General features: G+C 68.3%; 24 protein-coding genes and 1 pseudogene. 10 read left to right on the top strand and 15 right to left on the bottom strand.

The genetic code is table 11. The features are described from left to right. Positions 1–94 precede the first annotated feature (94 nt). The 3 genes from ABZT17_RS31095 to ABZT17_RS31085 form a co-directional block, all read right to left on the bottom strand. Complete coding sequence (locus ABZT17_RS31095) at positions 95–2,218, bottom strand: SpoIIE family protein phosphatase (protein ID WP_356353647.1); 2,124 nt, start codon at positions 2,216–2,218, stop codon at positions 95–97. Between the two features lie 295 nt (positions 2,219–2,513). Next, positions 2,514–3,209: a DUF402 domain-containing protein gene (locus tag ABZT17_RS31090; protein ID WP_356353645.1), complete on the bottom strand. Its 696-nt coding sequence runs from the start codon at positions 3,207–3,209 to the stop codon at positions 2,514–2,516. Positions 3,210–3,292: 83 nt separating this feature from the next. After that, the gene (locus ABZT17_RS31085) at positions 3,293–4,678 is read right to left on the bottom strand and encodes a class II fumarate hydratase (RefSeq protein ID WP_356353643.1); all 1,386 of its coding nucleotides are present in this window, start codon (positions 4,676–4,678) and stop codon (positions 3,293–3,295) included. Positions 4,679–4,816: 138 nt separating this feature from the next. Between ABZT17_RS31085 and ABZT17_RS31080 the strand changes: the two genes are divergently transcribed. Together ABZT17_RS31080 and ABZT17_RS31075 are read left to right on the top strand one after the other, a co-directional pair. Beyond that, positions 4,817–5,332, top strand: a complete 516-nt coding sequence (locus ABZT17_RS31080) for a SigE family RNA polymerase sigma factor (RefSeq protein ID WP_356353641.1) — start codon at positions 4,817–4,819, stop codon at positions 5,330–5,332. Then, complete coding sequence (locus ABZT17_RS31075) at positions 5,329–5,826, top strand: PASTA domain-containing protein (protein ID WP_356353640.1); 498 nt, start codon at positions 5,329–5,331, stop codon at positions 5,824–5,826. Before ABZT17_RS31080 ends, ABZT17_RS31075 begins: the two co-directional genes overlap by 4 nt. Positions 5,827–5,907: 81 nt before the next feature. Here ABZT17_RS31075 and ABZT17_RS31070 read toward each other — a convergent pair whose 3' ends face one another. Continuing rightward, positions 5,908–6,711 carry a DUF2690 domain-containing protein gene (locus ABZT17_RS31070; protein ID WP_356353638.1) on the bottom strand — a complete coding sequence of 268 codons (804 nt, stop codon included), beginning with the start codon at positions 6,709–6,711 and terminating at the stop codon, positions 5,908–5,910. Positions 6,712–6,923: 212 nt separating this feature from the next. After that, positions 6,924–7,457 (bottom strand): SH3 domain-containing protein, encoded by a 534-nt coding sequence (locus ABZT17_RS31065; RefSeq protein ID WP_356353637.1) that lies wholly within the window; start codon positions 7,455–7,457, stop codon positions 6,924–6,926. A 286-nt stretch (positions 7,458–7,743) separates the two neighbouring features. Between ABZT17_RS31065 and ABZT17_RS31060 the strand changes: the two genes are divergently transcribed. Beyond that, on the top strand, positions 7,744–9,312 hold the full coding sequence (locus ABZT17_RS31060; RefSeq protein WP_356353635.1) for a recombinase family protein: 1,569 nt from the start codon (positions 7,744–7,746) through the stop codon (positions 9,310–9,312). Positions 9,313–9,525: 213 nt separating this feature from the next. After that, positions 9,526–9,894 carry a hypothetical protein gene (locus ABZT17_RS31055; protein ID WP_356353633.1) on the top strand — a complete coding sequence of 123 codons (369 nt, stop codon included), beginning with the start codon at positions 9,526–9,528 and terminating at the stop codon, positions 9,892–9,894. A gap of 1,092 nt (positions 9,895–10,986) precedes the next feature. Here ABZT17_RS31055 and ABZT17_RS31050 read toward each other — a convergent pair. The 5 genes and pseudogenes from ABZT17_RS31050 to ABZT17_RS31030 all read right to left on the bottom strand — a co-directional run bounded on the left by ABZT17_RS31050 (position 10,987) and on the right by ABZT17_RS31030 (position 15,490). Then, a complete protein-coding gene (locus ABZT17_RS31050) occupies positions 10,987–11,535 on the bottom strand; it encodes a hypothetical protein (RefSeq protein WP_356353632.1) in 549 nt (182 codons plus the stop codon). A gap of 794 nt (positions 11,536–12,329) precedes the next feature. Then, a complete protein-coding gene (locus tag ABZT17_RS31045; RefSeq protein WP_356353630.1) occupies positions 12,330–13,049 on the bottom strand; it encodes a Scr1 family TA system antitoxin-like transcriptional regulator in 720 nt (239 codons plus the stop codon). 49 nt (positions 13,050–13,098) lie between these two features. Further along, positions 13,099–13,398 (bottom strand): annotated as a pseudogene (locus ABZT17_RS31040) (DUF6879 family protein); the annotation flags it as partial. Beyond that, complete coding sequence (locus ABZT17_RS31035; protein ID WP_356353628.1) at positions 13,382–13,588, bottom strand: hypothetical protein; 207 nt, start codon at positions 13,586–13,588, stop codon at positions 13,382–13,384. The gene ABZT17_RS31035 and the pseudogene ABZT17_RS31040, both read right to left, overlap by 17 nt. A gap of 231 nt (positions 13,589–13,819) precedes the next feature. Continuing rightward, entirely contained in the window at positions 13,820–15,490 is a 1,671-nt protein-coding gene (locus tag ABZT17_RS31030) for a fumarate hydratase (RefSeq protein ID WP_356353626.1), read from the bottom strand. Positions 15,491–15,634: 144 nt separating this feature from the next. Between ABZT17_RS31030 and ABZT17_RS31025 the strand changes: the two genes are divergently transcribed. Then, the gene (locus ABZT17_RS31025; RefSeq protein WP_356353624.1) at positions 15,635–16,330 is read left to right on the top strand and encodes a DUF1707 domain-containing protein; all 696 of its coding nucleotides are present in this window, start codon (positions 15,635–15,637) and stop codon (positions 16,328–16,330) included. Positions 16,331–16,447: 117 nt separating this feature from the next. Continuing rightward, a complete protein-coding gene (locus ABZT17_RS31020) occupies positions 16,448–16,825 on the top strand; it encodes a WhiB family transcriptional regulator (protein WP_356353622.1) in 378 nt (125 codons plus the stop codon). A 67-nt stretch (positions 16,826–16,892) separates the two neighbouring features. Here ABZT17_RS31020 and glpX read toward each other — a convergent pair whose 3' ends face one another. Further along, positions 16,893–17,927: a class II fructose-bisphosphatase gene (gene glpX, locus ABZT17_RS31015; RefSeq protein ID WP_356353620.1), complete on the bottom strand. Its 1,035-nt coding sequence runs from the start codon at positions 17,925–17,927 to the stop codon at positions 16,893–16,895. A gap of 127 nt (positions 17,928–18,054) precedes the next feature. Between glpX and ABZT17_RS31010 the strand changes: the two genes are divergently transcribed. Then, on the top strand, positions 18,055–18,576 hold the full coding sequence (locus ABZT17_RS31010) for a DUF4245 domain-containing protein (RefSeq protein WP_356353618.1): 522 nt from the start codon (positions 18,055–18,057) through the stop codon (positions 18,574–18,576). A gap of 62 nt (positions 18,577–18,638) precedes the next feature. On the opposite strand, the gene ABZT17_RS31005 is transcribed toward ABZT17_RS31010, so the two are convergent. From ABZT17_RS31005 to xseA, 3 genes are all read right to left on the bottom strand, one after another. Beyond that, complete coding sequence (locus ABZT17_RS31005) at positions 18,639–19,232, bottom strand: malonic semialdehyde reductase (protein WP_356353616.1); 594 nt, start codon at positions 19,230–19,232, stop codon at positions 18,639–18,641. Positions 19,233–19,348: 116 nt separating this feature from the next. Beyond that, positions 19,349–19,588: an exodeoxyribonuclease VII small subunit gene (locus ABZT17_RS31000; protein WP_356353615.1), complete on the bottom strand. Its 240-nt coding sequence runs from the start codon at positions 19,586–19,588 to the stop codon at positions 19,349–19,351. A 9-nt stretch (positions 19,589–19,597) separates the two neighbouring features. After that, the gene (gene xseA / locus ABZT17_RS30995) at positions 19,598–20,815 is read right to left on the bottom strand and encodes an exodeoxyribonuclease VII large subunit (protein WP_356353613.1); all 1,218 of its coding nucleotides are present in this window, start codon (positions 20,813–20,815) and stop codon (positions 19,598–19,600) included. Positions 20,816–20,935: 120 nt separating this feature from the next. Between xseA and ABZT17_RS30990 the strand changes: the two genes are divergently transcribed. Both ABZT17_RS30990 and ppgK read left to right on the top strand, forming a co-directional pair. Then, positions 20,936–21,946 carry a 4-hydroxy-3-methylbut-2-enyl diphosphate reductase gene (locus ABZT17_RS30990; protein ID WP_356353611.1) on the top strand — a complete coding sequence of 337 codons (1,011 nt, stop codon included), beginning with the start codon at positions 20,936–20,938 and terminating at the stop codon, positions 21,944–21,946. Between the two features lie 29 nt (positions 21,947–21,975). After that, the gene (gene ppgK, locus ABZT17_RS30985) at positions 21,976–22,722 is read left to right on the top strand and encodes a polyphosphate--glucose phosphotransferase (protein ID WP_356353609.1); all 747 of its coding nucleotides are present in this window, start codon (positions 21,976–21,978) and stop codon (positions 22,720–22,722) included. A gap of 331 nt (positions 22,723–23,053) precedes the next feature. Here ppgK and ABZT17_RS30980 read toward each other — a convergent pair whose 3' ends face one another. Beyond that, entirely contained in the window at positions 23,054–23,656 is a 603-nt protein-coding gene (locus ABZT17_RS30980; protein ID WP_356353607.1) for a DUF6542 domain-containing protein, read from the bottom strand. Between the two features lie 189 nt (positions 23,657–23,845). Here ABZT17_RS30980 and ychF point away from each other — a divergent pair, with 189 nt between their 5' ends. Next, on the top strand, positions 23,846–24,934 hold the full coding sequence (ychF, locus tag ABZT17_RS30975) for a redox-regulated ATPase YchF (RefSeq protein WP_356353605.1): 1,089 nt from the start codon (positions 23,846–23,848) through the stop codon (positions 24,932–24,934). Positions 24,935–24,940: the final 6 nt, after the last annotated feature.

Here is a 24,940-nt window from a genome sequence, read left to right as displayed (position 1 = left end):
GCGGCCAGATCGCGGCGGTTGCCGAAGACAAGCGGATAGTAGTCGTCGCCGTAGGTCCCCCAGGCGAGACACCGCGCGCCCCTTCTTCGTACCGTCAGTTCGGTGCGGCCGTCTTGCTCAGCTCGAACCAGACCACCTTCCCGGTGCTCAACCGGGTCGCCCCCCACCGCCGGGCCAGGCGGTTGACGAGATACAGGCCGCGGCCGCCCTCGTCCGTCGCCCGAGCCTGCCGGAGCCGCGGCAACTGCGGCACGTCGTCGCCGACCTCGCACCGCAGCACATCGGTCCGCAGCAACCGCAGCGTCACCGGCCGGGACGCGTAGCGGACCGCGTTGGTGACCACCTCGCTCACCAGCAGCTCGACGGAGTCGCTCAGCTCCTCCAGCCCCCACCGGGCCAGAGCCCGACGGGCCAGCCGCCGCGCCCGCCCGGGCGCCGCGTCCTCCGGCTCCAGGAACCAGTACGCCACATCACTCGGCGCGATCCCGTCGAACCGGGCGGCCAGCAACGCGATGTCGTCGTCCCGGTCACCGGGACCGAGCATGTCGAGCACCTCGTCGCACAGCGCCTCCAGCGGCGGCGGATGGTCTGGCCCCGTCAGCTGCGCGGTGGCGGCGAGCTTCTCCCGCAGCTGCTCTATGCCGGTCCACACGTCCCGCAGCCGGGACTCGACCAGCCCGTCGGTGTACAGCAGCAGCGTGGCCCCGGCGGGCGCGTCCAGCTCCACGGCCTCGAAGTCGACGCCACCGACGCCGATCGGCGCCCCGGGCGGCACCCGGAGCACCTCCGCGCGCCCGCCCAGGTGCAGCAGCACCGGCGGCGGATGCCCCGCGTTGGCGATGGTGATGCGGTGCGAGACCGGGTCGTAGACCGCGTACAGGCAGGTCGCCATGCGGTCCGTGCCGAGCCGCTGGGCCTGCTCGTCCAGGTGGTGAAGGACCTCCTGCGGCGGCAGATCGAGACCGGCGAGGGTCTGCGCCGTCGTCCGCAGCTGGCCCATGATCGCGGCCGAGGTCATCGAGTGCCCCATGACATCGCCCACGACCAGCGCGACCCGGCTGCCCGGCAGCGGAATCGCGTCGTACCAGTCGCCGCCCACCCGCGCGGTCTCCGCGGCCGGCAGATAGCGCGAGGCCAGCCGGACGCCCGTGGGCCTCGGCAGATGCTCCGGCAGCATGGTGCGCTGCAGCTCGTCGGCGATGTACGCCTCCCGGCCGTACAGCACCGCCTTGTCGATGCCGAGCGCGCTGTGCGTGGCGAGCTGGGCGGCGACCAGGAGATCGTCGGGCTCGAACGCCAGACGCTCGGGCCGCCGCAGGAACAGCGCGGCGCCGATGACCCGACGTCGGCCCCGCAGTGGGGCGAGGATCGCCCGCTGACCGGCCGGTACCAGCAGCTCCCCGCCCTCGCCCAGAAGTTCCGGCAGGGCGGCATGGGCGGCCGGCGCGTCGGTGAAGACCGGCCGGACCCCGCGCAGCACCTCGGCGAGCGCGCTGCCGGGCCGTACCTCGCACAGCTCGGCGCCGAGCGAGTCCAGCTCGGACAGCTCGGCCGGCTCCGGCTGGAGCGCGGGCGAGAAGCCGGTGCCCTCGGTGTCCCGCTCGGCCGGAATGCGGTCGGTGCGCCGCAGACGCAGCAGCAGCGGGCCCGTGGGCCGCTCGTCGCCGACCGGCAGCGGGTCGCGCAGATAGACCAGGATCGCGTCCGAGAAGGTCGGCACGGTCGCCCGGCACAGCCCCATGACGATCTCGTCGAGGTCGATGCCGCGCGCGATGCGCCGGGTCGCGGCACCCACGAACCGCAGCCGGTCACCGTCGCGTCGCATGGGTGTGGGCTGCCCGGGCGAGAGCCCCTGGCCCATGCGGCGTTCCTGACCCTCGCCGCCGCCCTGCGGCCCGTCCTGCTCGGCTCCCGGCCGCTCCGTCACGGCCTCGGGCACGGGCCGCGGGCGGGGCATGTCGGGTTCCACTGCTTCTACGGCGGCGGGCTGGGAGTGCTCCGGGCCCGTGCCCGTGGTGTCGGGAGGCGAGGCCGGCTCCTTTCCCTTGCCGCACGGTGCGGCGGTCCCCGGCGTCGAAGGTGTCTCTCCGGTGCGCGCCTGTGCGGGTAAGGCGGCCGCGGGAGCGCCGGGCACCTGCGTCGGGGTGTGCAGGAGTGCCCCGCGGGGGTCCGCGGGGTCGGCGCCCGGGCGCTCGAAGGAGATGGGGTGCTCCGTCACGCGTGTCGAATCCGTCCGTCCGGGGCTGCGCGTCCTACGCGCAGTTGGTCCCGCAGGAATCCCGATACCCGGAATACGTGTCCCCGGAACGGGATTCCCGCGTGGTCAGAGGCTGTTCCTGTGCCGGAAACGAACCGTCCACGGCTCGCTCCGGTGTTGCCCTCGTACCCCTCGCTCACGTCCTGCCGCCCCTCGGTGACGTTCGGTCAAGCCCAGCGCATGCCCCGGGAGTTGCCGCCCTGCGCCCTTGCGGAGGACGATCCTACGGTTGTGGACCGGGGGCGCATCAAGGGTCTCATGAGGACAGATGCGCGGGCGTACGGTCCCAGTCCTCCGGCAAAGAAGGTACAGCCCACGAGGGATCCGGGCGCCAGTGCTGCCAGCCGTCGCTGAACGGATGACCCCAGGAACGGATCACCTCCACGGCGGAACGTCCCGCTTCGCGCACCTGTGCGGCGAGTTGCTCGTCCATCAACCCGTCCGCCCGGGCCTGTGCGAACTCGTCCTCGTCGCGCCAGTGCCAACTGCGGTCCGGATGCACCGAGATGTCGAGGAAGTGGTCCTCGGAGTCCACCCCGCCACCCCAACGGGCCAGCGGGGTCTCCAGGTTCACGTACCAGTTCTTGAACTGCCAGCCCGGCTCCCAGAACAGCCACACCGACCAGGGCTCACCGGGCCGGGCCAGCTTCAGCACCCCTGTGCCGAACCAGCGGTCGCGCTGGACGGTCCGCGGCTTGGTGTAACGCGACTCCAGCGGCTCGACGTGCACGGGGGTACCGTCGGCGAGGACCGGCTTGACGCACTCGGTGCCGGGCGCGAGCCACACGGCGAGCACATCGGCGTCGTCGCGGACGACCGTGACGGGGCGGGCGATATGGAAGCGCTCGCCGGCGTTCTCCCGGTACCGCCACAGGATCTGGGTGCCGGGCGCCCAGTAGTCCGCCGCCGTACCCGCCGCCGCGTCCGCTCTCACCGCTCCGCCCTCTGCCATGCACAGATATTAGGTGCCATGGGCATACGACGCTGCGGCGCGCGTCACGGTTCTCGCCCGCGCGGGACCTGGTCGACGAATGGTTACGGCCGCGTCATCCGCAGGACATCCAGTGCCTCGTCGAGCTGCCCGAGCGTGAGGTCGCCGCGCTCCACATAGCCGCCGTCCAGCACGACCTGCCGGATCGTCCTCCGCTCGGCCAGCGCCTTCTTGGCGACCTTGGCGGCCTCCTCGTAGCCGATGTACTTGTTCAGCGGGGTGACCACGGACGGTGAGGACTCGGCGTACTCCCGCGCCCGCTCCCGGTCGGCCGTGATCCCGTCGACGGTCCGGTCGGCGAGCAGCCGGGAGACATTGGCCAGCAGCCGGATCGACTCCAGCACGTTCTTCGCGATCACCGGCAGCATGACGTTCAGCTCGAAGTTGCCGGCCGCGCCCGCGGCGGCGACCGTCGCGTCATTGCCCGTGACCTGGGCGGCGACCATCAGCACCGCCTCCGGGATCACCGGGTTGACCTTGCCGGGCATGATCGACGAACCCGGCTGCAGATCGGGCAGGTTGATCTCCGCGAGACCGGTGCGCGGCCCGGAGGACATCCACCGCAGATCGTTGGCGATCTTCGTCAGTCCCACGGCGATCGTCCGCAGCTGCCCGCTGGTCTCGACGATGCCGTCCCGCGCGCCCTGCGCCTCGAAGTGGTCACGGGCCTCGGTCAGCGGCAGCCCGGTCACCCGGGCCACCTCCTCGATCACGGCCGCGGAGAAGCCGGGGGGCGTGTTGATGCCGGTGCCCACCGCCGTACCGCCCAGGGGCAGTTCGGCGAGACGGGGGAGCGAGGCGTACAACCGCTCGACGCCGTAGCGGATCTGGGCCGCGTAACCGCCGAACTCCTGCCCCAGGGTCACGGGTGTGGCGTCCATCAGATGCGTCCGCCCCGACTTCACCACGTCCGCGAACTCCTCGGACTTGCGGGTGAGCGAGGCCGCGAGGTGCTCCAGGGCGGGGATCAGGTCCCGGGTGACGGCCCCGGTGGCCGCGATGTGGATGGAGGAGGGGAAGACGTCGTTGGACGACTGGGACGCGTTCACATGGTCGTTCGGGTGGACGTCCCTGCCCAGCCGCTCCGTCGCCAGGGTGGCGATCACCTCGTTGGTGTTCATGTTCGACGAGGTACCGGAGCCGGTCTGGAAGACGTCGATCGGGAAGTGCTCGTCCCAGTCCCCGCGCGCGACCTCCTCGGCCGCCTCCTGCACCGCCTCCGCGATGTCCTTGTCGAGGACCCCGAGGCGCGCGTTCACCTTCGCCGCCGCGCCCTTGATCCGCGCGAGCGCCTCGATGTGGGCGCGCTCCAGACGCTGCCCGGAGATGGGGAAGTTCTCGACGGCCCGCTGCGTCTGCGCCCGCCACCTGGCGTCCGCGGGAACCCTTACCTCGCCCATGGAGTCGTGCTCGATGCGGTAGTCGCTCATGTCCTGTACAGCGATCGGGAGGGCGGGGATGTTCCGGACCCTGGGCCATTCGTGGACTGTGACCCAGCTCTCATCGCACCTGTGCAGCAGACGGGGGGCCTTCCGCGTCGAGGACGGGTGACAGGAAGGGAGGAGCGTGTGGAGACCGACTTCCACGGCTTCGTCGCCGCCCGGTCGGCCGCGTTGTTCCGGGGCGCCCTGGTCCTGACAGGGAACCGGCACGCGGCCGAGGACCTGGTCCAGGAGACCCTGGAGCGGGCCTGCCGCAGATGGCGGCACATCTCCGCCAAGGACGCCCCGGACGCGTATGTGCGGCGGATCATGGTCAACCTGGCCAACGACCGCTGGCGCCGCTTCCGCCGGGCCGTCCCGGTGGGGGACGGTCCCGACCGGACCGCGCCCGGCGACCAGTACCAACAGGTCGACAGCCGGGACCAGTTGGTGCGCGCACTGCAGCAACTGCCCATGCGGATGCGGACGGTCGTGGTGCTCAGGTACTTCCACGACCTCTCGGACGACGAGATCGCGGCCGACCTGGACATCTCCCCGTCCACGGTGCGCTCCCAGCTCGCCCGGGGGATCGAGAAGCTCAGGGGCCAGTTCCCCGCACTCTCCGGCCCTTCACCACGGCAGCCCCAGGGAGGACGCCGATGACCTCGTACGACGCCGCCCCCGGCTGCACACCCTTCGAAGAGGAACTGGTGAACGCCATGAGGAACTACGCAGACTCCGCCGACGCGCCCGTCTTCGACGCGCCGGGGATCGTCCGCCGCACCCGCCGCCGGCGGGCCGCGGGCATCGCCGCGGTCGCCACCGCGCTGATCGTGGCGGGCGGGGGCACGGCTCTCGCCGCCATCTCCGGCGGCACGGATCACGAGGCACGGCCGGCCGTGAGCACCGCGCCCGCCAGGAGCGAGGCCACCACCGTGCTCGTCGACATCAAGGGCGACAAGGTCAGGATCGACCTCGCGGGCTACGACCTGACCCTGGCCAGGGAGGCGCTGGCGAAGGGCAAACTGATCGTCGGCACCGTCTCCAAGCGACCCGTCACGGGCTGCAAGCCGGGCTCGGTCCTGGCCGCGAGCCCGCACGCCCCGACGGTCGTCAAGGCCGGCGACACGATCAACCTGGCCCTCTGCGCCGGCTGACCCGCCTCCGGGCACGGGCGCCTCTTCCGGTAGCGCTGCCGGAAGGGGCGGACGAGCCGTCACCGACGCCCGCCCCGGCCCTCAGCGGCCGTGCGCCCCGTACCGCCCGGTGCACGCCGGTGTGCCGGCCACCTCCGCGCACGCCTGTGCCCCGTGCGGGTCCGGCGTGGCCAGCATCGGGCTGTTGTAGCCGTCCGAGCGGTCGCCCGGGTACTGGGCGGACAGCTCGTCCTGGCCCGACCTGATCGAGATCTCCCGGGCGCCGCCCGTGCGGGTGCGCAGCTCCGACCAGACCGTGCCGCAGGACGGGGAGAACCGCAGCAGCACGGCCTCGGCGGCCCGGGTGACGCTGCTCTCCGTACGCGCGTCCCGGTCGCAGGTCTCGGAGGTGGGCAGTTCCCCCTGGCAGTCGCCGCCGTGGCAGGAGGCGGCCGTCCGGGGCGCCGCGGCCGGATCGGAGTCCAGTACGTCCGCCGCGCCGGCCGTCACCGCCACGGTCGCGGCCATGGCGGCGAGGGCGACGACGGCACGGCTCGGCCGACGGAGCCCGCGGGGCCGCACGGCTGGGGCCGGGACCGGGGGCTGTCTCACCGTGACCGGCCCCTCGGCCTGTGCCCGGGCCGCCGCGTCCCACAGGGCGAGCAGCGGGCCCGGCTCGGCCTCCGCGAGCCGGCCGAGCGCCACGACCGCCGCCCGGGGCGGGAACTGGTCACCGTTCAGGTAACGGTGCCAGGTCGACTTGCTGAACGGGGTGACCGCGGCCAGCCCGGCCAGGCTGAGCCCCGTCCGCCGCCTGAGCGCCCGCAGCCGCTCCGTCAGAACTCGCCCCTCGTCCTGCGACGCGTCGGACAGCGGCTGCCCCTTGACCGTCACGTGGCTCTCCATCTCGCTCCCTCGCCGTGCCGGGGTGACCGCCCTGATGCGTTCCCGGCGGCGGGGCCCGGTCATACCGTGGTCACCGGAATATGAAGGGGAGTTGACCTGCGGTTACGCCACCTGGGGGAGAAGCGGCCGTTCGACGGGGCGGTGCCTTCCGGCGGGTTCCCGAGGCCCGCCGGAAGGCACCGCGGCTCATGGGTGGTGCGGTGGAGGGGCCGTCAGCACCAGCGGACGGCGCCGCGGCTGCGCACATAGTGGGCGGAGACATAGCCCTTGCGGTGGGGGAGCCGGTACCAGCGGTGGTCGCCCCGGACGCCGGAACCGCGTACCTCGCAGATGACGGCGACCCGGGCCCCGGCCGGCCGTGAGCCGACGACGCGGTACCGGGTGCCGGGCCCCGACCGGACGTTCAGCCGCGGTCCGCCCGTGGAGACGTCGCCCCAGGCGCGGGTCGCGACGACGTGGCGCAGGCCGCGCAGATGCCGGAAGTGAGGCTGGTGACGGACACGGGTGACCGTGTGGTGACGCCGGGCGTGCCTCTTCACATGGGTGTGCTTCGTCGGCACGTGGGTGTGCCGCGTCGGCGTGGACGGTGTGCCGGACGGCTGCCACGGCACGGAGAGGTGCGGGGGAGTGGAGTTCCAGGCGTGGGCCGACGCGGCCGGCCCCGCGTCGGCGACGGCCGCCACCGGGAAGACGGCGACGACCGCGAACGCGGCCAGGAGACCACCGCGCAGTGTGCGTCGAATCATGGGATGTCCCTCCGAGCTGACCTGCGGATCACGGGCTGTGATCCAGTCAGCACGGAGCGTTTCCGGCGAACCTCGCAAAGATGCCGTCCCACCCGTTCCTGGGACGAAATGGGACGGCGTCCATGAGTTCCCCGACGTCGTACGGCGATGTCGTACGACGTCCCGGGACGCTAGGCCAGCCCGGGACCCCGAACCGGGATCGTGGTGAAGGTCGGCGCGGGGGTCTGGTCCTGGAAAAATTTGTCCGGCTTGTTCATCTCGCGTGCACCCCAGTACGATCCGCGCCATGATCTCTAACCCGAGGGTCCTGGGGGCCGTACGCCTGTCCATCCTGAAGGACGACACCACCAGCCCCGAGAAGCAGCGGCAGGCCGTAGAGCACTGGACCACTGGCCCTGCCGTCGACGGCCGTATTGCTGGCTGGGCCGAAGACCTCGACGTGTCCGGTGCCATGCATCCCTTCAAGAGACCCGGCCTCGGTCCCTGGTTCAACGAGCGGGCCGACGAGTGGGACGTGTTGGCCGTGTGGAAGCTCGACCGTCTCAGCAGAAAGGCGGGGCACTTCGCGGAGGTCTTCGAGTGGTGCCAGAAGCACGGGAAATCCATCGTGTCCGTGACCGAGGGCATCGACATGTCCACCCCCATGGGCAAGATGTTCGCTCAGATCATCGCCGCCTTCGCTGAAGGCGAGTTGGACACCATTCGCGCCCGCGCGCTCTCTGGCTCGGCCGCTCGTAAAGCCAAGGGTGTTTGGATCGGTGGCGTCGAACCGTACGGGTACCGCTTCGAACGGCAAGAAGGCGGCGGAAAGAAGCTGATTCAGGAACCGACGTATGCGGACCTGTTCCGCGAGATTGTCGAGCGGTTGAAGGGCGACTGGTCGGCGTACAAGGTCGCGCTTGATCTGAATAAGCGTGGCGTTCCCACTTGGCGGGATCATCTTCGAATCGTGAAGGGGGAAGATCCGAGGGACGTTGCCTGGACTGCCAACGCGATTCGCGCCATAGCTATGAACCCGACGGTGGCCGGCATCTATACGTACAAGGGCGAGAACGTCGTAGACGAGAACGGCGAGAACGTTCGGATCACTGATGATCCGTTGATGGATTTCGCCGAGTGGTCGGAGTTTGTGGCCGCACTCAAGAGTGATCGCCAAGTTAGGCGGTCCACCCCTTCGCGGTCGATGCTGGGCGGTGTGGCCACCTGCCAGGGGTGCGGCGCTCGGATGTCGTCCAACAAGAAGACGAAGCCGAACGGCCGCGTGCATCACTACTATGCCTGCAATAACGTCAACACCGGAACGTGCCCTAACCCTGGCCGTATTCGACGTGATGACCTAGACGCGGCTGTCGAGACTTTCGTGAAGGTCACTCTCGACCCGCTCCCGGTTATGGAGCGGGTCGGAAACTCCATCAGTCAGGCCAAGACCGAGCTAGCCGAAGCCGAGGCGACGCTAGACCGACTAGAAGCCGATTACCTGGCTGGACGGTTTAAGACCGATGTGCAGGTTGAACGCTACTGGGGACAGCACGAATTCCAGTCGGCCAAGGTGGAACGTCTGAGGGACGAAATCAAGACTGCCGAAGATGCCCCGGCCTGGAAGGAGACGGGGCGGACCTACTCCGAAGAGTGGACGACCAAGGATGACGAACAGAAGCGTGTGTTCCTGCAACGGCACGGCATAACTGTGACGGTGGGGGCTACGGAAGACGGGAGCCGACGAGTCGTCTGCAAGATGCCTGAGCTTGCCGAGATCGCCAAGGATACCGGGCTTCAAGTTCCCGAGGGATACTGGTTGATCGAGCCGGAGGCGGAATACATTCTGCCGAAGCAGATGGCTTATAAGCGGAACTAGGTAGGGCCGCCCACGCTCCCAATCCTTGCCCCCGTCGCGTGTAAACGCTTCAGGGGCTTTTCCATGCTCACGCTGGGTCACCTGGCCGTTTAAACACTCTTCCTTGATTCCGCCACCCCCGGCAGGTTAAAACCTAGGCACAGAAGACCGCACAACGGCCCCGGATAACCGGGGTATTTCCGTGCCTGCTCACCCCGAAAGGGAACGTGGCCGATGACCTTTGCCGAACAGTACGCGGACGCTATCAAGGGGCGCAGAGTGAAGCTGCGAAAGCGCGGGTTTGTCCTTGCGGCCGAGACGGCTCCCCCGGCCGGGCAAGCCGCCCTGTGGTATGCCGACGCGGTTCAATGCGTGCCGCGTAGCGGTCAGGCAGTGGCCCGGCAGATAGCCCGCCTCTGCGGCGACGAATCCGAGGTGACTGTTCCGTGGCGTTCGCTTGCCGATGCTGTCGGATGGCTCGAAGTCGAGACGGTTGGGAACAAGCGCGGAGCGAAGACGACGTTCCGCCTCCTGGCGAGTGACCGTTCCTCGGAGTGCCTGGGCTGGACCGGTGACCTGGAATGGTTCACCGAGGCTGCCTGAACAACCCTCGGCGACTTATGGCCTTAGTAAGACCCCCTTGGTGGCCGTTAGCTGCTGCGCTCTGCTGTGCAGCTATGCCCTGGCCTTGAGCGGAGGGGAATTTATGGCCTTAGAGAGAAGCAGCGCCCCTCTAGGGGCGCTGCTCTATAGAAGCTCACTAGAGTGCCCTTCTCGCCCTGGCCGAGGATTGGAGGTCAGGCTTCATGGCAACGTAGAGGCACCCGGCGGAGGGTGCCTCTACCTGCGAGACAGAATTACTCAGCTTCAACGACGGCTGAGGGCGAGTCGTCCTAGGCGTCGAGTAGACCGCCGAAGTGACCAAACACCCAACCATCGACCATGGTTGGGTAAGCGTCTATCAGCATCCTCGGAAGAGAGTCGTTCGGCTCATCGAGATGGAAGCACCATTGCGACACGACGTTGTCGCCCAAGGCTAGATCGGCTACAGCAGCGCGCAGCCGCGCCGCATGCTCCAAGATGTCGCCTTGACTCACGGCAGATATTGAGGCTACCGAGGCTCCATCGTGCGCAATGAAGTTGCGGGCTTTCCTCGCCCCATCGAGGGCGTCCAAGTCGGAGGTTCGCGAGCCGAGCGATGTGCTCGCTAGATCTCGCAACGTCCCCCGCGAGCATCTTGTCCGGGGGCAGGCCGTTGATCATCTCTTGCAGACCCAACACCGGGTCGGCTTGTGCAGCCTCGGCAAGGTTGGCCATCCGCGAGACGTACTGACACTTGGACTCGAAAGCATTGGCCAAGTGCAACGCGCGACCAGCCGACAGGAATAGCGCGTCCAACAACCGTGGCTCACGCGGCTTCAGATAGCTCAGCGACCAACCCATGCGATCCAAGGTACTGACACCGTCAAGGGGGTTCCGGCCGGCTGACGGGGAAGACCCCGGTGCTCAGGTTGCGGAGGATTCATAACGACCCTGGTCGCCGGGAAATCTGAGGAGCGGGAGTCTGAAACTCTGAGGGGATCCTTCCCGGCACCCGCCGCCTTCCCCCCGCGCGAACGCGCGGGGGTTCGCCTAAGTCGGTGGGAATACCAAGTTGGCCCGCTGTCGCTAGCTCTCCGCTTCCTCACCTCACCTCTAAAGATTGGGAAGCGGCTTAGTGCGGGATCCATCCTTCATGGGCTTAATGTTGCGGTCTTTATCAATCCTCCATCGCTTACCGAGTGCGTCTCGAAGCTCAAGGCCGACCGGCACGTCTGCGATCCTGATTCGAAGTTCAGACCCCTCCAGGGAAGGGGTAAGCGCAACTTCACTGATCCTAAGATTTGGATTCCAGCTCTCGGGGTACTTTTCAATGCGTTTCCTAGTTCTCCCCTTCGCGGGAAGTTCCGGGATATAGGACAGAAGGCCTCCCGACATAGCGTCCTTGACGTTGATTTCGTAGGCGCCTCCGTCTCCTCCGTTGGCCGCGTTGACGAAGTACAGATTTTCCCCGTTCTCACCCTTTTCTTCACTGATCCACGCAGCAACCTTACTGGCATGTTCGCGCTTCTGATCTCTTCTACTCCGCCAAAAGGTGAAGGAAGCAACAATCAGTGATCCGCTCGTCAGAACGGCACCTACCCATGCCGGGACATTCCCCCAGTCCCATCCAAGCCATCCTGAAGCGTTCGAATAGTTCGCCATGGCTCCATACCAGGGCAATGGCGGGTGCGCCGCACCTCAAGCTACTCCAACTGAGGGATGAAGCCGCACTAGCATACGGTTTACCAAGTGGAGTGATCTAGGTCACTGGCGGGTTTTGTGTTGAGTATCGCGCCTTAACCGGTCTTTGGTAGATGCAAAACAGAGAAACTTCGATCCCTTCGGGATCGGGGGAACACGCGGCATGGGCGGCGCGGCAGCGGCGGCCCGGTTTCCATGGTTTGACTCCGAAGGCCATGGAGGCCGGGCCGTTTCGCATATCCACCACCAGTAGCCGACCATTCCCCGCTCGCCATATCGAAGAGACATGGAATGAAGAACACAGTCGAGCTGAAGTGCTGGGCTTGTGAGCGAGAGTTCACGACCGAATTCGGACCGGGGCGACCGCGCCGGCACTGCTCCCCAGATTGCAAGGAACTGGCGCGCAAGGTTGCGCGCAGAGTCCGCCACCCCCACACGGTCGCCATAGGGAGCTTCCGCCCCTGGCCGACCGAGCTATGAGGATGGTTCTCAATTTCCCGGTTGGCCGAAGCCACCGCTTCGGTCACGCCCGCTTCACGGTCGACTTCACGGGAGCCAGAGAGAGCGGCGCACGTCATGCACCCCTCGACTCCCACTGGTTCGAGTCCGGGAATACTTCTTGCTACCGGTCCGGAACGGGATTCAGCGTGCGGCCTGTGCTCTAGCATCGATCGCCCCTCGGCTCCATGTCTGTCACGCAATGGTGCCGAGGGATGTGCATCGCTAGTCGATTTATGCGCGACATGGGTTAAAGGTCATGATCGGCAGGCTGCCGACCATTCGGTGCGTCTCGCCCTGGCCTCTTCTCCGAACAGGGCGCTTTCTTCGTAGCCTGAGAACTCTTCGAGGTATCCGCGAATATCTCTGTCATCACGCAGCACAAGCAGCCCTGCCGAAGTCTCAATGGTCGCCAAAGACGTGTCATAGACAGTGATGGTATTCATGGGCGTCTTCGAGGTGAGCGCACCCATCGGTATGAGGCCAATCCGAACATTCGGCAGGTAGCTCAGAGAAGAAATTCGGTCCATCTGTTCCGCCAAAGCGAGCGGCGCAACCAGGGGCCACCGAACGGCTTGCTCGGTAAGAATAAACGCGAACCGCTTGGAGCTGTCATATAGGACGGCTTGACGTTCCAGCTTCCCCGCCACGGCCTTACTGATGTCTGCCGGAGAATGAGCGAGGCTTGCCCGAACGTATTCGGGGGTGGCTAGAAGGCCAGTCATCATGGAGAGCAGGAAGTAGCGAATATGGGCCGAAGACGCTTCGAGTGCCTTCAGTTCGGCTTGCCGTGTTCCTAGACCCTTCCGGCGCAACTCTCGAAGGTTTCGCCATTCGGTGTTTGCCAACCGGGCGAGAGTTGAAACTTCCTCGATCATGCTCGGGTGTGCGTCGACTGCTCTCAAGATCTGCTCAACGTCCACCAGGGACGGCCGGACTTTCCCGTTCTCAATCCTGCTCACCTTGGACTGAGACATGTTGCAGCGCGCAGCAAGCCGGACCCCGGAGAGTCCGGCTTGCTTGCGAATCCTCGCCGGCTAGTGCGTGAGGCGCGTAATACCGCGAGAACTCAAAGCGCAGGTATTCGGAAAGCGGCTGGGTCAGGATGTGCACCCGGCCCTTCCTTCTTCCCTCGCCTCTAAGCCGCTTCAAATCTTCCGTGTACGGCGACGAGTAGGCGTGCGGGTCGATCCGCTTACCCGCGCGGAACGCCTCAATCTCTGCGGACTCCTGCGGTACGAGGTACTGGGGCAGGGTCTCCAGTCGCCACGCTTCCGACTGGATCCCCCGAAACATTGCCCGCCACTCGTTACCATCCAAGAGCACGGAGAGCCTCCCGAGGCACGCTCTCGGGAATCTCGACCAGCCCCTCACCAGTGGGCGGCGTGAAGGCGTCGGACATGTCGCCCTGAACGACGAACGTTCCCCGCTCTGTGCGGTACACGTTCGGGCAGTCGTCCTCGCCGCACTCGCCATTGCCGTTTCCAGTGTGCCGGGTCAGTTCCTCGCGTGCCATTGCGAACCCCCTGATTCGTGGCCCCGGTTGGGCCGCCGCGTACGACGGTACGAGGGCGCATGTCCGGGCGTCTATGCGGTCACGCGACTATGCGCGTTGTCGCATAAACCGGCGGGCGGCTGGTCCGTTGTGGTGCTCACCAGGCGGGCGCACCGGGAGCCTCTTTGCGTGCCTGCAGCGACAGACCCCCCGGCGGGCGCCGAGGGGTCTGGGACGGGGCGCCAAGGGCACTTAGACCAGGCCAGGACCCCGCACCGGGATGCTGGTGAACGTCGGCTGCTCAGGTTCCCGTGAAGTGAAGAAGTCGTTGCCCTTGTCGTCCACCACGATGAACGCGGGGAAGTCCTCGACCTCGATCTTCCAGACCGCCTCCATGCCGAGCTCCTCGTACTCGACGACCTCGACCTTCTTGATGCAGTCCTGGGCGAGACGGGCGGCCGGGCCGCCGATGGAGCCGAGGTAGAAGCCGCCGTGCGCGTCGCACGCGTCGGTGACCTGCTTGCTGCGGTTGCCCTTGGCGAGCATCACCCTGGAGCCGCCGGCCGCCTGGAACTGCTCGACGTAGCTGTCCATCCGGCCGGCCGTGGTGGGGCCGAAGGACCCGGACGCGTAGCCCTCCGGGGTCTTCGCCGGGCCCGCGTAGTACACCGGGTGGTCCTTCAGGTACTGCGGCATCTCCTCGCCGGCGTCGAGCCGCTCCTTGATCTTGGCGTGCGCGATGTCACGGGCCACGACCAGCGGGCCGGTCAGGGAGAGCCGGGTCTTGACCGGGTACTTGGTCAGCTCGGCGAGGATGGTGTCCATCGGCTGGTTCAGGTCGATCCTCACCACGTCCGACGACTCGTCGAGATGCTCGTCGGTGGTCTCCGGCAGGAAGCGCGCCGGGTCCGTCTCCAGCTGCTCCAGGAAGACGCCCTCGGGCGTGATCTTGGCGAGGGCCTGGCGGTCGGCGGAGCAGGAGACGGCGATGGCGACGGGGCAGGACGCGCCGTGCCGCGGCAGCCGCACCACCCGCACGTCGTGGCAGAAGTACTTGCCGCCGAACTGCGCGCCGATGCCGATCCTCTGCGTCAGTTCGAAGACCTTCTGCTCCAGCTCCTTGTCCCGGAAGCCGTGTCCGAGCTCCGAGCCCTCGGCCGGGATCTCGTCCAGGTAGTGCGCGGAGGCGTACTTGGCGGTCTTCAGCGCGTACTCGGCGCTCGTGCCGCCGACGACGATCGCCAGGTGGTACGGCGGGCAGGCGGCCGTGCCGAGCGAGCGGATCTTCTCCTCCAGGAACTTCATCATGGAGGACTCGTTCAGGACGGCCTTGGTCTCCTGGTACAGGAAGGACTTGTTGGCGGAGCCGCCGCCCTTGGCCATGAAGAGGAACTTGTAGGCGCCGCCGTCGGTGGCGTACAGCTCGATCTGGGCCGGCAGGTTGGAGCCGGTGTTCTTCTCGTCCCACATGGTCAGGGGGGCCATCTGCGAGTAGCGCAGATTGAGGTTCAGATAGGCGTCGTAGATGCCGCGGCTCAGGGCCGCCTCGTCGCCGCCCTCGGTCAGCACGTTCTGTCCGCGCTTGCCCATCACGATCGCCGTGCCGGTGTCCTGGCACATGGGCAGCACACCGGCGGCCGCGATGTTGGCGTTCTTCAGGAGGTCCAGCGCCACGAACTTGTCGTTGGCGGACGCCTCGGGGTCATCGATGATCCGGCGCAGCTGGGCGAGGTGGGCGGGCCGCAGATAGTGCTGGATGTCGTGGATGGCCTCGGCCGCCAGCTTGCGCAGTGCCTCCGGCTCCACCTTGAGGAACGTGCGCCCGTCGGCCTCGAAGGTGGAGACACCCTCGGAGGTCACCAGCCGGTACGGGGTGGTGTCCTCTCCCATGGGGAGCAGATCGGTGTACGCGAACTCAGGCATCGCAGCCCATTCCTCACTCGACAGACGGCGCCCGCCGACGCTGGCGGGCGCTCACCAGCGTAGAACCTGCCGCTGACAGCAAGCCTGTGAGGTAGGGCTCAGTGGGGGGTGTCGCGATCTATCGTGTTTCGGTAGTCTGCTGCCGTGGACCTTCAGAAGCAACAGCAGGACACAGCTCCGCACGCATCCGAACTCCGAGCGTCGGACGCCGACCGGGACCGTATCGCCGACATCCTGCGCGACGCGCTCGCCGAGGGCCGGCTGACGGCCGACGAGCACGCCGAGCGGGTGGAGGGCGTGCTCGCCGCCAAGACGGTCGGTGAGCTGGAGGTCTTCGTCCGGGACCTGCCGGCCGCCCACCAGCGCCGCGCGGCCCCGTCCTTCGCCGCGGCCCCGAGCAGGCCCACGCTCGGCGCGATCCCGGTCGACCCGGACGAGAACGTGGTCGCGGTGTTCAGCAGCGCCATGCGTAGGGGCCGCTGGCGCGCCGGCCGCCGCATTCACGCGTACGCGATCTTCGGCAGTGTGGAGATAGACCTCAGCGAGGCCCTCTTCGAGTACCAGCAGGTCGTCATCAAGGCGATCTCCGTGTTCGGGAACGTGGAGGTGCGTGTCCCGGAGAACGTCTCGCTGCGCGGCACCGGCGGCGGTGTACTCGGCAACTTCGAGGTCGCGCCCCTCGACTCCAGCGACCCGGACGCCCCGGTGGTCTATGTCGACGGCTGGGCGGTCCTGGGCAATGTCGAGGCGAAACCGAAACGGGGCAAGCTCGTCGCGGACATTCTCGATCGGGTGCAGCACAAGGTCGACAGGCATTTGCGCAAACATCTGGACCGTTGACGGTTGTGAATCCGGCGTGAATGCCGGTGGTTCGGAACTCAGTGCATAGGCACGCGCACAGCGGGTAGGCCTTGCTGCATCGTCGCTCGCTCGCGAAGCCGTCGTCAGGAGTAGACCGTGCTGCAACCGCCGCATTCGTCCCTGCAGGTAGCCGCCGTTCCGGCCCAGCGGGTGCCAGTGCCAGCCAGGGACCAGGACGCCCCTTGGCACACCGAGGCGGTGTGCCGGCGCGACGAGGCCGGCCTCTTCTTCGCCCCCTCCAAGGAGCCCACGGCCGCCCGCCTCTCCCGCGAGGAGGCCGCGAAGCGCGTCTGTGCCCGCTGCCCGGTGATGGTCGAGTGCCGCGAACACGCCCTGCTCCAGCCCGAGCCCTACGGCGTCTGGGGCGGCCTCACCGCGGCGGAGCGCCGGGTCGTCCTGGCTCGGCGCCGCCGCCGCGAGATGGAGCTGAAGAAGACGGCGCGGGCTCAGGGCCGCATAGCGCAGGCGGGCTGACCGGGCCCCGTACGACGATGGGGCGCCCCCACCGCACCGGGGGCGCCCCATCGTCGTACGGCTTCTCCTACTTCGCCCGGTCGAAGTCGATCGCGCTGTAGGCCCTCAGCTTGCTCAGCCGGTGCTCCGACTCGATCCGCCGTACGGTTCCCGACTTCGACCGCATCACGATCGAGTCGGTCGTCGCGGTCTCCGAGCGGTAGCGCACGCCCCGCAGCAGCTCACCGTCGGTGATGCCGGTGGCGACGAAGAACACGTTCTCCCCCGACACCAGGTCGTCGGTCATCAGCACGCGGTCCAGATCGTGCCCGGCGTCGACCGCCCGTGCCCGCTCCTCGTCGTCCTTGGGCCACAGCTTGCCCTGGATCGTCCCACCGAGGCACTTCACCGCACAGGCGGAGATGATCCCCTCCGGCGTACCGCCGATGCCGAGCAGCATGTCGACGCCGGTGCCCTCGCGCAGCGCGTAGATGGATCCGGCCACGTCACCGTCGGAGATCAGCTTGATCCGCGCCCCGGCCTCCCGGATCTCCTTGATGATCCCCTCGTGCCGAGGCCGGTCCAGGATCACCACGGTCACGTCCTCCGGCGTGGACCGCTTGGCCTTGGCCACCCGCCGGATGTTGACGGACACCGGCGCGTTGATGTCGACGAAGTCCGCGGCCTCCGGACCCGTGACCAGCTTGTCCATGTAGAAGACGGCCGACGGGTCGAACATGGACCCCCGGTCGGCGGCCGCCAGCACGGCGATGGCGTTCGGCATGCCCTTGGCCGTGAGCGTGGTCCCGTCGATCGGGTCGACGGCGATGTCGCACTCCGGCCCGGTCCCGTCCCCGACGCGCTCCCCGTTGAAGAGCATCGGGGCCTCGTCCTTCTCGCCCTCGCCGATGACGACCACGCCGTTCATCGACACGGTGGAGACGAGGGTCCGCATGGCCCGCACCGCCGCACCGTCGGCGCCGTTCTTCTCGCCCCGTCCGACCCAGCGGCCCGCGGCCATCGCGGCGGCTTCGGTCACCCGGACGAGCTCCAGGGCGAGGTTGCGGTCGGGGGCTTCGCTGGGAACTTCGAGTTCGGACGGCAAGTGATGATGCTCGGTCATCGAGGCGCACCTTTCTGATACGACGACGGCCGGATGAGGGTTCGACCCATGACTCTATCGTCAGTCCGACAAAATGAGCAGGGGACCCCACGGATGAGCGGACCGGGCACCTGCGACGATAGGGGACGTGGCAGGTTCGAACGGCAGGCAGAAAACGGTCCGGGACATGATCCTCTCCCTGGGCCTCATCGGGATCGCGGCGGCGGTCATCTACGTCTTCATCCCGCACGACGACTCGGCTCCGGATCTCAAGCGGGTCGACTACCGCGTCGAGCTGCTCACGGCGCGCCGCGCCGCGGCCTACCCCGTGGCCGCGCCCGAGGGCCTGTCCGGGACCTGGAAGGCGACGTCGGTCCGCTTCCAGGCCGACGACTTCGACTCGTGGCATCTGGGCTTCCAGACGCCCGACCGTCAGTACGTGCAGATCGAGCAGTCGACTCAGAAGCCGTCGGAGTTCATCGACGACGCGACCCAGGGCTCGGACGCGACGAAGACCACCCAGCGGATCAACGGGGAGACCTGGACCCACTACACGGGTGGCCGCTACGACGCCCTGGTCCTGCCCGGCAGGCACTCGACGACGGTGGTCGCCGGCACGGGCTCCTTCCAGCAGCTGACGGAGATGGCCGCGGCGCTGAAGACGTCGTAGGCCCGCGTGGCGTACGCGAAAGGCCCCACCGCGCGGTGGGGCCTTTCGCGTACGGGGGTCGCTCAGACGGTGGTGACGACCTGCTCGTAGTCCAGGCGCGGGGAGCGCGGGAACCACGCGTCGGCGCCCGGCTTGCCGATGTTGACGACCATCAGCGGGGTGTGGTCGTCGTCCAGGAACTCCTTGCGGATGCCCTCCAGGTCGGCGCCCGTCATCGGACCGGCGGCCAGGCCCGCGGCGCGCACGCCGATGATGAAGTAGGCGGCCTGGAGGGAGGCGTTCAGCGCGGCGGAGGCGGCGCGCCCCTCGCGGCCGGCGCCCTCGAACATGCCCTTGGCGCCCTCGAAGTGCGGGAACAGACGCGGCAGCTCCTGGTGGAACTCGCTGTCCGCCGAGAGGATCGCGACCAGCGGGGCCGCGGCGGTCTTCGGCCGGTTGCCCTCGGCCATGTACGGCACGAGACGCTCGCGGGCCTCGGCGGAGCGGACCAGGGTGACGCGCAGCGGCGACTGGTTCATCGAGGTCGGCCCGTACTTGACCAGGTCGTAGATCGCCTGCACCTGCTCGTCGGTCACCGGCTCGTCGGTGAAGGAGTTGGCGGTGCGGGCCTCGCGGAACAGCAGGTCCTGGGCGGCGGGGTCAAGAACGAGGGACATGTCGGCCTTCTGCTTCAGGGGATGAGCGGTCGGTACTCCCCGAACATAGACCAGTGAAGTTCAACGTTCAACCAAAATGGGAGTGTCGTGATCCGCTTCACAGCGGGAGCCGGGATCTACTCCTCGTCCCCGGCGGCGCCGTCCTCCGCGTCCTCCTCGGCGAGCGCGGCATCCAGCCGGGCCCGCGCACCCTCCAGCCAGCGCCGGCAGACCCTGGCCAGCTCCTCGCCCCGCTCCCACAGCGCCAGGGACTCCTCGAGCGTCGTGCCGCCCGCCTCCAGACGTCGTACGACCTCGATCAGCTCGTCCCGCGCCTGCTCGTACCCGAGCGACTCTTCCGCCACCTTGCTGGTCATCCACTCACCCTATGCATCGACTTCCACGACCTTGACGGGGAACTCCCCCTCGCAGACCCGCGCCCGCAGCGTCTCGTCCGCCTCCACCTCGCCCGGGGCGCGCACCACATGCCCGTCGGCCTTCTGCAGCACCGCGTAGCCGCGCTTGAGCGTGGCGGCGGGGGAGAGGGCCACCACGCGCGCGTGCGTGTGCGTGAGCTCGGAGTCGGCGCGGTCCAGGAGATGGCCGAGCGTGCGCCGGGACCGCTCGACCAGGGAGGCGACATGGTCGGCCCGCTCGTCGACCATCCGGTGCGGGTCCTCTATCGAGGGCCGCGCGAGCGCATGGGCGAGTCCGCGCTCCTCCCGCGCGATCAGCGCCTCCACACAGCGCCGCGCCCGGTCCCGGAGCGACCGCACCCGCTCGTACTCCTCCCCGACGTCCGGTACGACCTTCTTGGCGGCGTCGGTGGGGGTCGACGCCCGCAGATCGGCCACATAGTCCAGCAGCGGGGTGTCGGGCTCGTGCCCGATGGCGGACACCACGGGCGTACGGCACCCGGCGACGGCCCGGATCAGCTGCTCGTCCGAGAACGGCAGCAGATCCTCGACGCTGCCGCCCCCACGGGCGACGATGATCACATCCACGTCGCCCATCGCGTCGAGCTCCTTGACGGCCTGCACGACCTGCGGAACGGCGTGCACACCCTGCACCGCGACATTGCGCACCTCGAAACGGACCGCGGGCCACCGATGCCGGGCGTTCTCCAGCACATCCCGCTCGGCCGCGGAGGCCCGCCCGCACACCAGCCCCACGAGCTGCGGCAGAAACGGCAACGGTTTCTTCCGCTCGGCCGCGAACAGCCCCTCCGCGGCGAGGGACTTCTTCAACTGCTCCAGCCGCGCCAGCAGTTCCCCGACACCGACCGGCTTTATCTCGGCGGCCCGCAGGGAGAGCTGACCGCGCGGTGCGTACCACTCGGGCTTCGCGTGCACGACGACGCGCGCACCCTCGCTCACCACGTCGGCGACGGCGTCGAACACCTGCCGATAGCAGGTGACACCGATGGAGATGTCGTACGAGGGGTCACGCAGCGTCAGAAACACGACCCCGGCACCCGGCCGCCGCGACAGCTGAGTGATCTGCCCCTCGACCCAGACGGCCCCCAGCCGATCGATCCACCCCCCGATCAGCCGCGAGACCTCACCGACGGGCAGGGGCGCTTCTGCGGACGTGTTGAGAGCCATGCGCCGAGCGTAGTGGCCGCCACCGACAACACGGCCGAGCCCGAGGCGTGGCCGACCCCTCCCGCCCGCGGCCGGTCTCCCCGAGGGCGCGATCTTCGACGCGCCGGAGACGGCCTTACGATGGTTCGCATGACTGCTTCGCCTGGCCGCCGTGTCCTGCTCGCCGCTCCCCGTGGGTACTGCGCGGGTGTGGACCGCGCCGTGATCGCCGTCGAGAAAGCCCTGGAGCAGTACGGGGCTCCCGTCTATGTCCGGCACGAGATCGTGCACAACAAGTACGTCGTGCAGACGCTGGAGAAGAAGGGCGCCATCTTCGTCGAGCGGACGGAAGAGGTTCCCGAGGGGAACATCGTGATGTTCTCCGCCCATGGGGTCGCACCGGTCGTCCACGACGAGGCCGCGCGCGGAAAGCTCGCCACCATCGACGCGACCTGCCCGCTCGTCACCAAGGTCCACAAGGAAGCCGTCCGGTTCGCGAACGAGGACTACGACATCCTTCTCATCGGGCACGAGGGCCACGAGGAGGTCATCGGCACCTCCGGTGAGGCCCCCGAGCACATCCAGCTCGTGGACGGCCCCGGCGACGTCGCCGACGTCGAGGTCCGCGACGAGTCCAAGGTGGTCTGGCTGTCCCAGACCACGCTCTCCGTCGACGAGACCATGGAGACCGTCGACGCGCTGAAGGAGAAGTTCCCGCAGCTGATCTCCCCGCCGAGCGACGACATCTGCTACGCCACCCAGAACCGTCAGCTCGCGGTCAAGCAGATGGGTGCCGAGGCCGAGCTGGTGATCGTGGTCGGCTCCCGCAACTCCTCCAACTCCAAGCGGCTGGTGGAGGTCGCCAAGCTGGCCGGCTCCCGCGAGGCCTATCTGGTCGACTTCGCGAGCGAGATCGACGAGGCCTGGCTGGAGGGCGTGAGCACCGTCGGGGTCACCTCCGGCGCCTCCGTGCCCGAGGTCCTGGTCGAGCAGGTCCTGGAGTGGCTGGCCGAGCGCGGTTTCGAGGACGTGGAGATCGTCAAGGCGGCCGAGGAGTCCATCACCTTCTCGCTGCCCAAGGAGCTCCGCCGGGATCTGCGCGAGGAGGCGGCCGCGCTCATCGCGGAGCGTACGGGGACCTCCGCGGAGTGACTGTCTGTCGTCCGACGTAACGTAGGGCCATGCAGATCTTCGGTGTGGACATCGGCGGCTCCGGGATCAAGGGCGCCCCTGTGGACCTCGACAGGGGCGACCTGGCCCAGGAACGCTTCAAGGTGCTCACCCCGCATCCGGCGACGCCCGACGGCGTGGCCGACGGGGTGAAGCAGGTCATCGACCACTTCGGATGGTCGGGCCCGGTCGGCCTGACCTTCCCGGGCGTGGTCACGGACGGGTCGATGATCCGTTCGGCGGCCAACGTCGACAAGAGCTGGGTCGACGTGGACGCGCGCGCGTTGTTCGGCGAGCGGCTCGGCGGCCTTCCGGTGACGGTGGTCAACGACGCGGACGCGGCGGGCGTCGCCGAGATGAACTTCGGCGCCGGCAAGGACCGCAGCGGCACGGTCATCCTGCTGACCTTCGGCACGGGCATCGGCAGCGCCCTGTTCGTCGACGGCGTCCTGGTGCCCAACACCGAGATGGGCCACCTGGAGCTGCACGGCCACGACGCGGAGAAGCGCGCCTCCAGCAAGGCCAAGGACGACGGCGAGCTGACGTGGGAGCACTGGGCCCGCCGCGTCGCCAAGTACCTCGCCCATGTCGAGATGCTCTTCTCGCCCGACCTGTTCATCATCGGCGGCGGTGTGAGCCGCAAGTCCGACAAGTTCCTGCCCTTCATCGAGGGCATCAACGCGGAGATCGTCCCGGCCCAGCTGCAGAACAACGCGGGGATCGTGGGGGCGGCGATGCGAGCGGCGAAACACGGCTGAGCCCGGTATGCCGGGGCGGGGCGGAGCGGGTGCGGGCGGGCCGCAGCGGTGCCGAGCGAGGCCGACGGCTGCGGAGTGGGGGCGGAGGAGGCAAGGCGGCGGCCCGACGGGGCCGCCGATCCGGCGGCCCGGATCGCGGCCTTGACTGCCGGGCCGTCGATCCGTCGGCCTGGATCGCGGCCTTGACCCCGGCTGGAGTCTCGGGCCCTGGAAGCCGACCGAGAGATCGGCCCCGGACACCGGCCGCGCCGCCGGTCCGGGGGCCGGCCGGGGAGTGGGTCCGGGGGCGCCGGGGTGTCCGTCTGGGTGTTGCCGGGGTGGGGCTCTGTGGCTAGCGGGTGGGTGTTCTTCGGCGGGCGACCTGGCGCCGCATGAGCACGACCTTCCGCGCGGTCACGATCACGCCGGCGATCAGCGTGCCGCCGTAGAGCCAGCCGGCCTGGGTGGCCAGGGCCGTCACCAGGCCCATCAGGCGGCCCAGGACTCCGCCGTCGCTGTCGGCCACCGGGATCAGCCCCACCGCGAAGGCGATGGGGACGACGACGGGGGCGGTCACCAGGTCGCCCTTGCGCACCCAGACCGCCGTCAGCACGCACACCGGCAGGAACAGCACGCCGTAGACCGTCAGCGAGCCGCCGAACAGCAGGTCGTCCAGGCAGCCGAGGACGAACATCACCGCCCCGCAGAACAGACCACCGCCGAGCCCGGTCAGCCGCGGGTTCGGCAGCCGCCGTCCCGTGTCGACGAGGGGCGGACCGGGTTGCCGTACCGCCGAAGGCCGCAGGGACGGGCGTTTCTGCGCGGGCCTCGGCGTGGGCCGCTGCGCGGGTCGCGCACCACCGCCCGCCGTCCCACCGCGGGCCGCCTGCGGGGGCAGCGGGGGTGTGCCTCGTCGCGTTCCGTTGTACGGGGGTCGCGTCCTGTGTTGCTCCACTCGACCAACTTAGGTCTGTTTATGTGGAGAATCGCCCCTGGGACACGCCGTAGGGCGGACCTTGGCCATGCGTTCGATCGGTAGCCGGTGCGGGGGTGGGCACGCCGTAGACTGGTGGATCGGCCCGGCCCCTGAAGTCTCGCCAGCCCCGACCTCAGTCCTCTCCTCTCACGTACGGGAAGTCGCAACGTGTCGCTCACGATCGGAATCGTCGGTCTGCCGAATGTCGGCAAGTCGACCCTGTTCAACGCCCTGACCAAGAACGACGTGCTCGCGGCCAACTACCCGTTCGCCACGATCGAGCCGAACGTGGGCGTGGTCGGCGTCCCGGACCCCCGTCTGACGAAACTGGCCGAAATCTTCTCCTCGCAGCGCATCCTCCCGGCGACGGTCGACTTCGTCGACATCGCGGGCATCGTGAAGGGCGCCTCGGAGGGCGAGGGCCTGGGCAACAAGTTCCTCGCGAACATCCGTGAGTCCGACGCGATCTGCCAGGTCATCCGCGCCTTCAAGGACGAGAACGTCGTCCATGTCGACGGCAAGGTCTCGCCGAAGGACGACATCGAGACGATCAACACCGAGCTGATCCTCGCCGACCTCCAGACCATCGAGAAGGTCCTGCCGCGCCTCCAGAAGGAGTCGCGCATCAAGAAGGACGTGGCCCCCAAGGTCGCGGCGGTCGAGGCGGCCAAGGAGATCCTGGAGAAGGGCGACACCCTCTTCTCGGCGGGCATCGTCCAGGGCTCCGGCAACGAGGAACTCCTGCACGACCTGCACCTCCTGACCACCAAGCCCTTCCTCTACGTCTTCAACGTGGACGAGGACGAACTGGTCGACGAGGACTTCAAGGCCGAACAGCGCGCCCTGGTCGCCCCCGCCGAGGCGATCTTCCTCAACGCCAAGCTGGAGGCGGACCTCGCCGAGCTGGACGAGGAGGACGCCCTGGAACTCCTGGAGTCGGTCGGCGCCGAGGAGCCCGGCCTCACCACCCTGGCCCGCGTGGGCTTCAACACCCTCGGCCTGCAGACCTACCTCACCGCCGGCCCCAAGGAATCCCGCGCCTGGACCATCAAGAAGGGCGCCACCGCCCCCGAGGCCGCCGGAGTCATCCACACCGACTTCCAGAAGGGCTTCATCAAGGCGGAGGTCATCTCCTTCGAAGACCTCGTCGAAACCGGCTCGGTGGCGGAGGCCCGCGCGAAGGGGAAGGCGCGGATGGAGGGCAAGGAGTACGTGATGCAGGACGGGGACGTGGTGGAGTTCCGCTTCAACGTGTAGCGGACG

Origin of the sequence: Streptomyces sp. NPDC005648 (assembly GCF_040605395.1) — a bacterium.
Classification (GTDB): Bacteria; Actinomycetota; Actinomycetes; order Streptomycetales; family Streptomycetaceae; genus Streptomyces.
The sequence above is the reverse complement of the archived record's forward strand: the minus strand, read 5'-3'. Positions and strand labels throughout refer to the sequence as shown.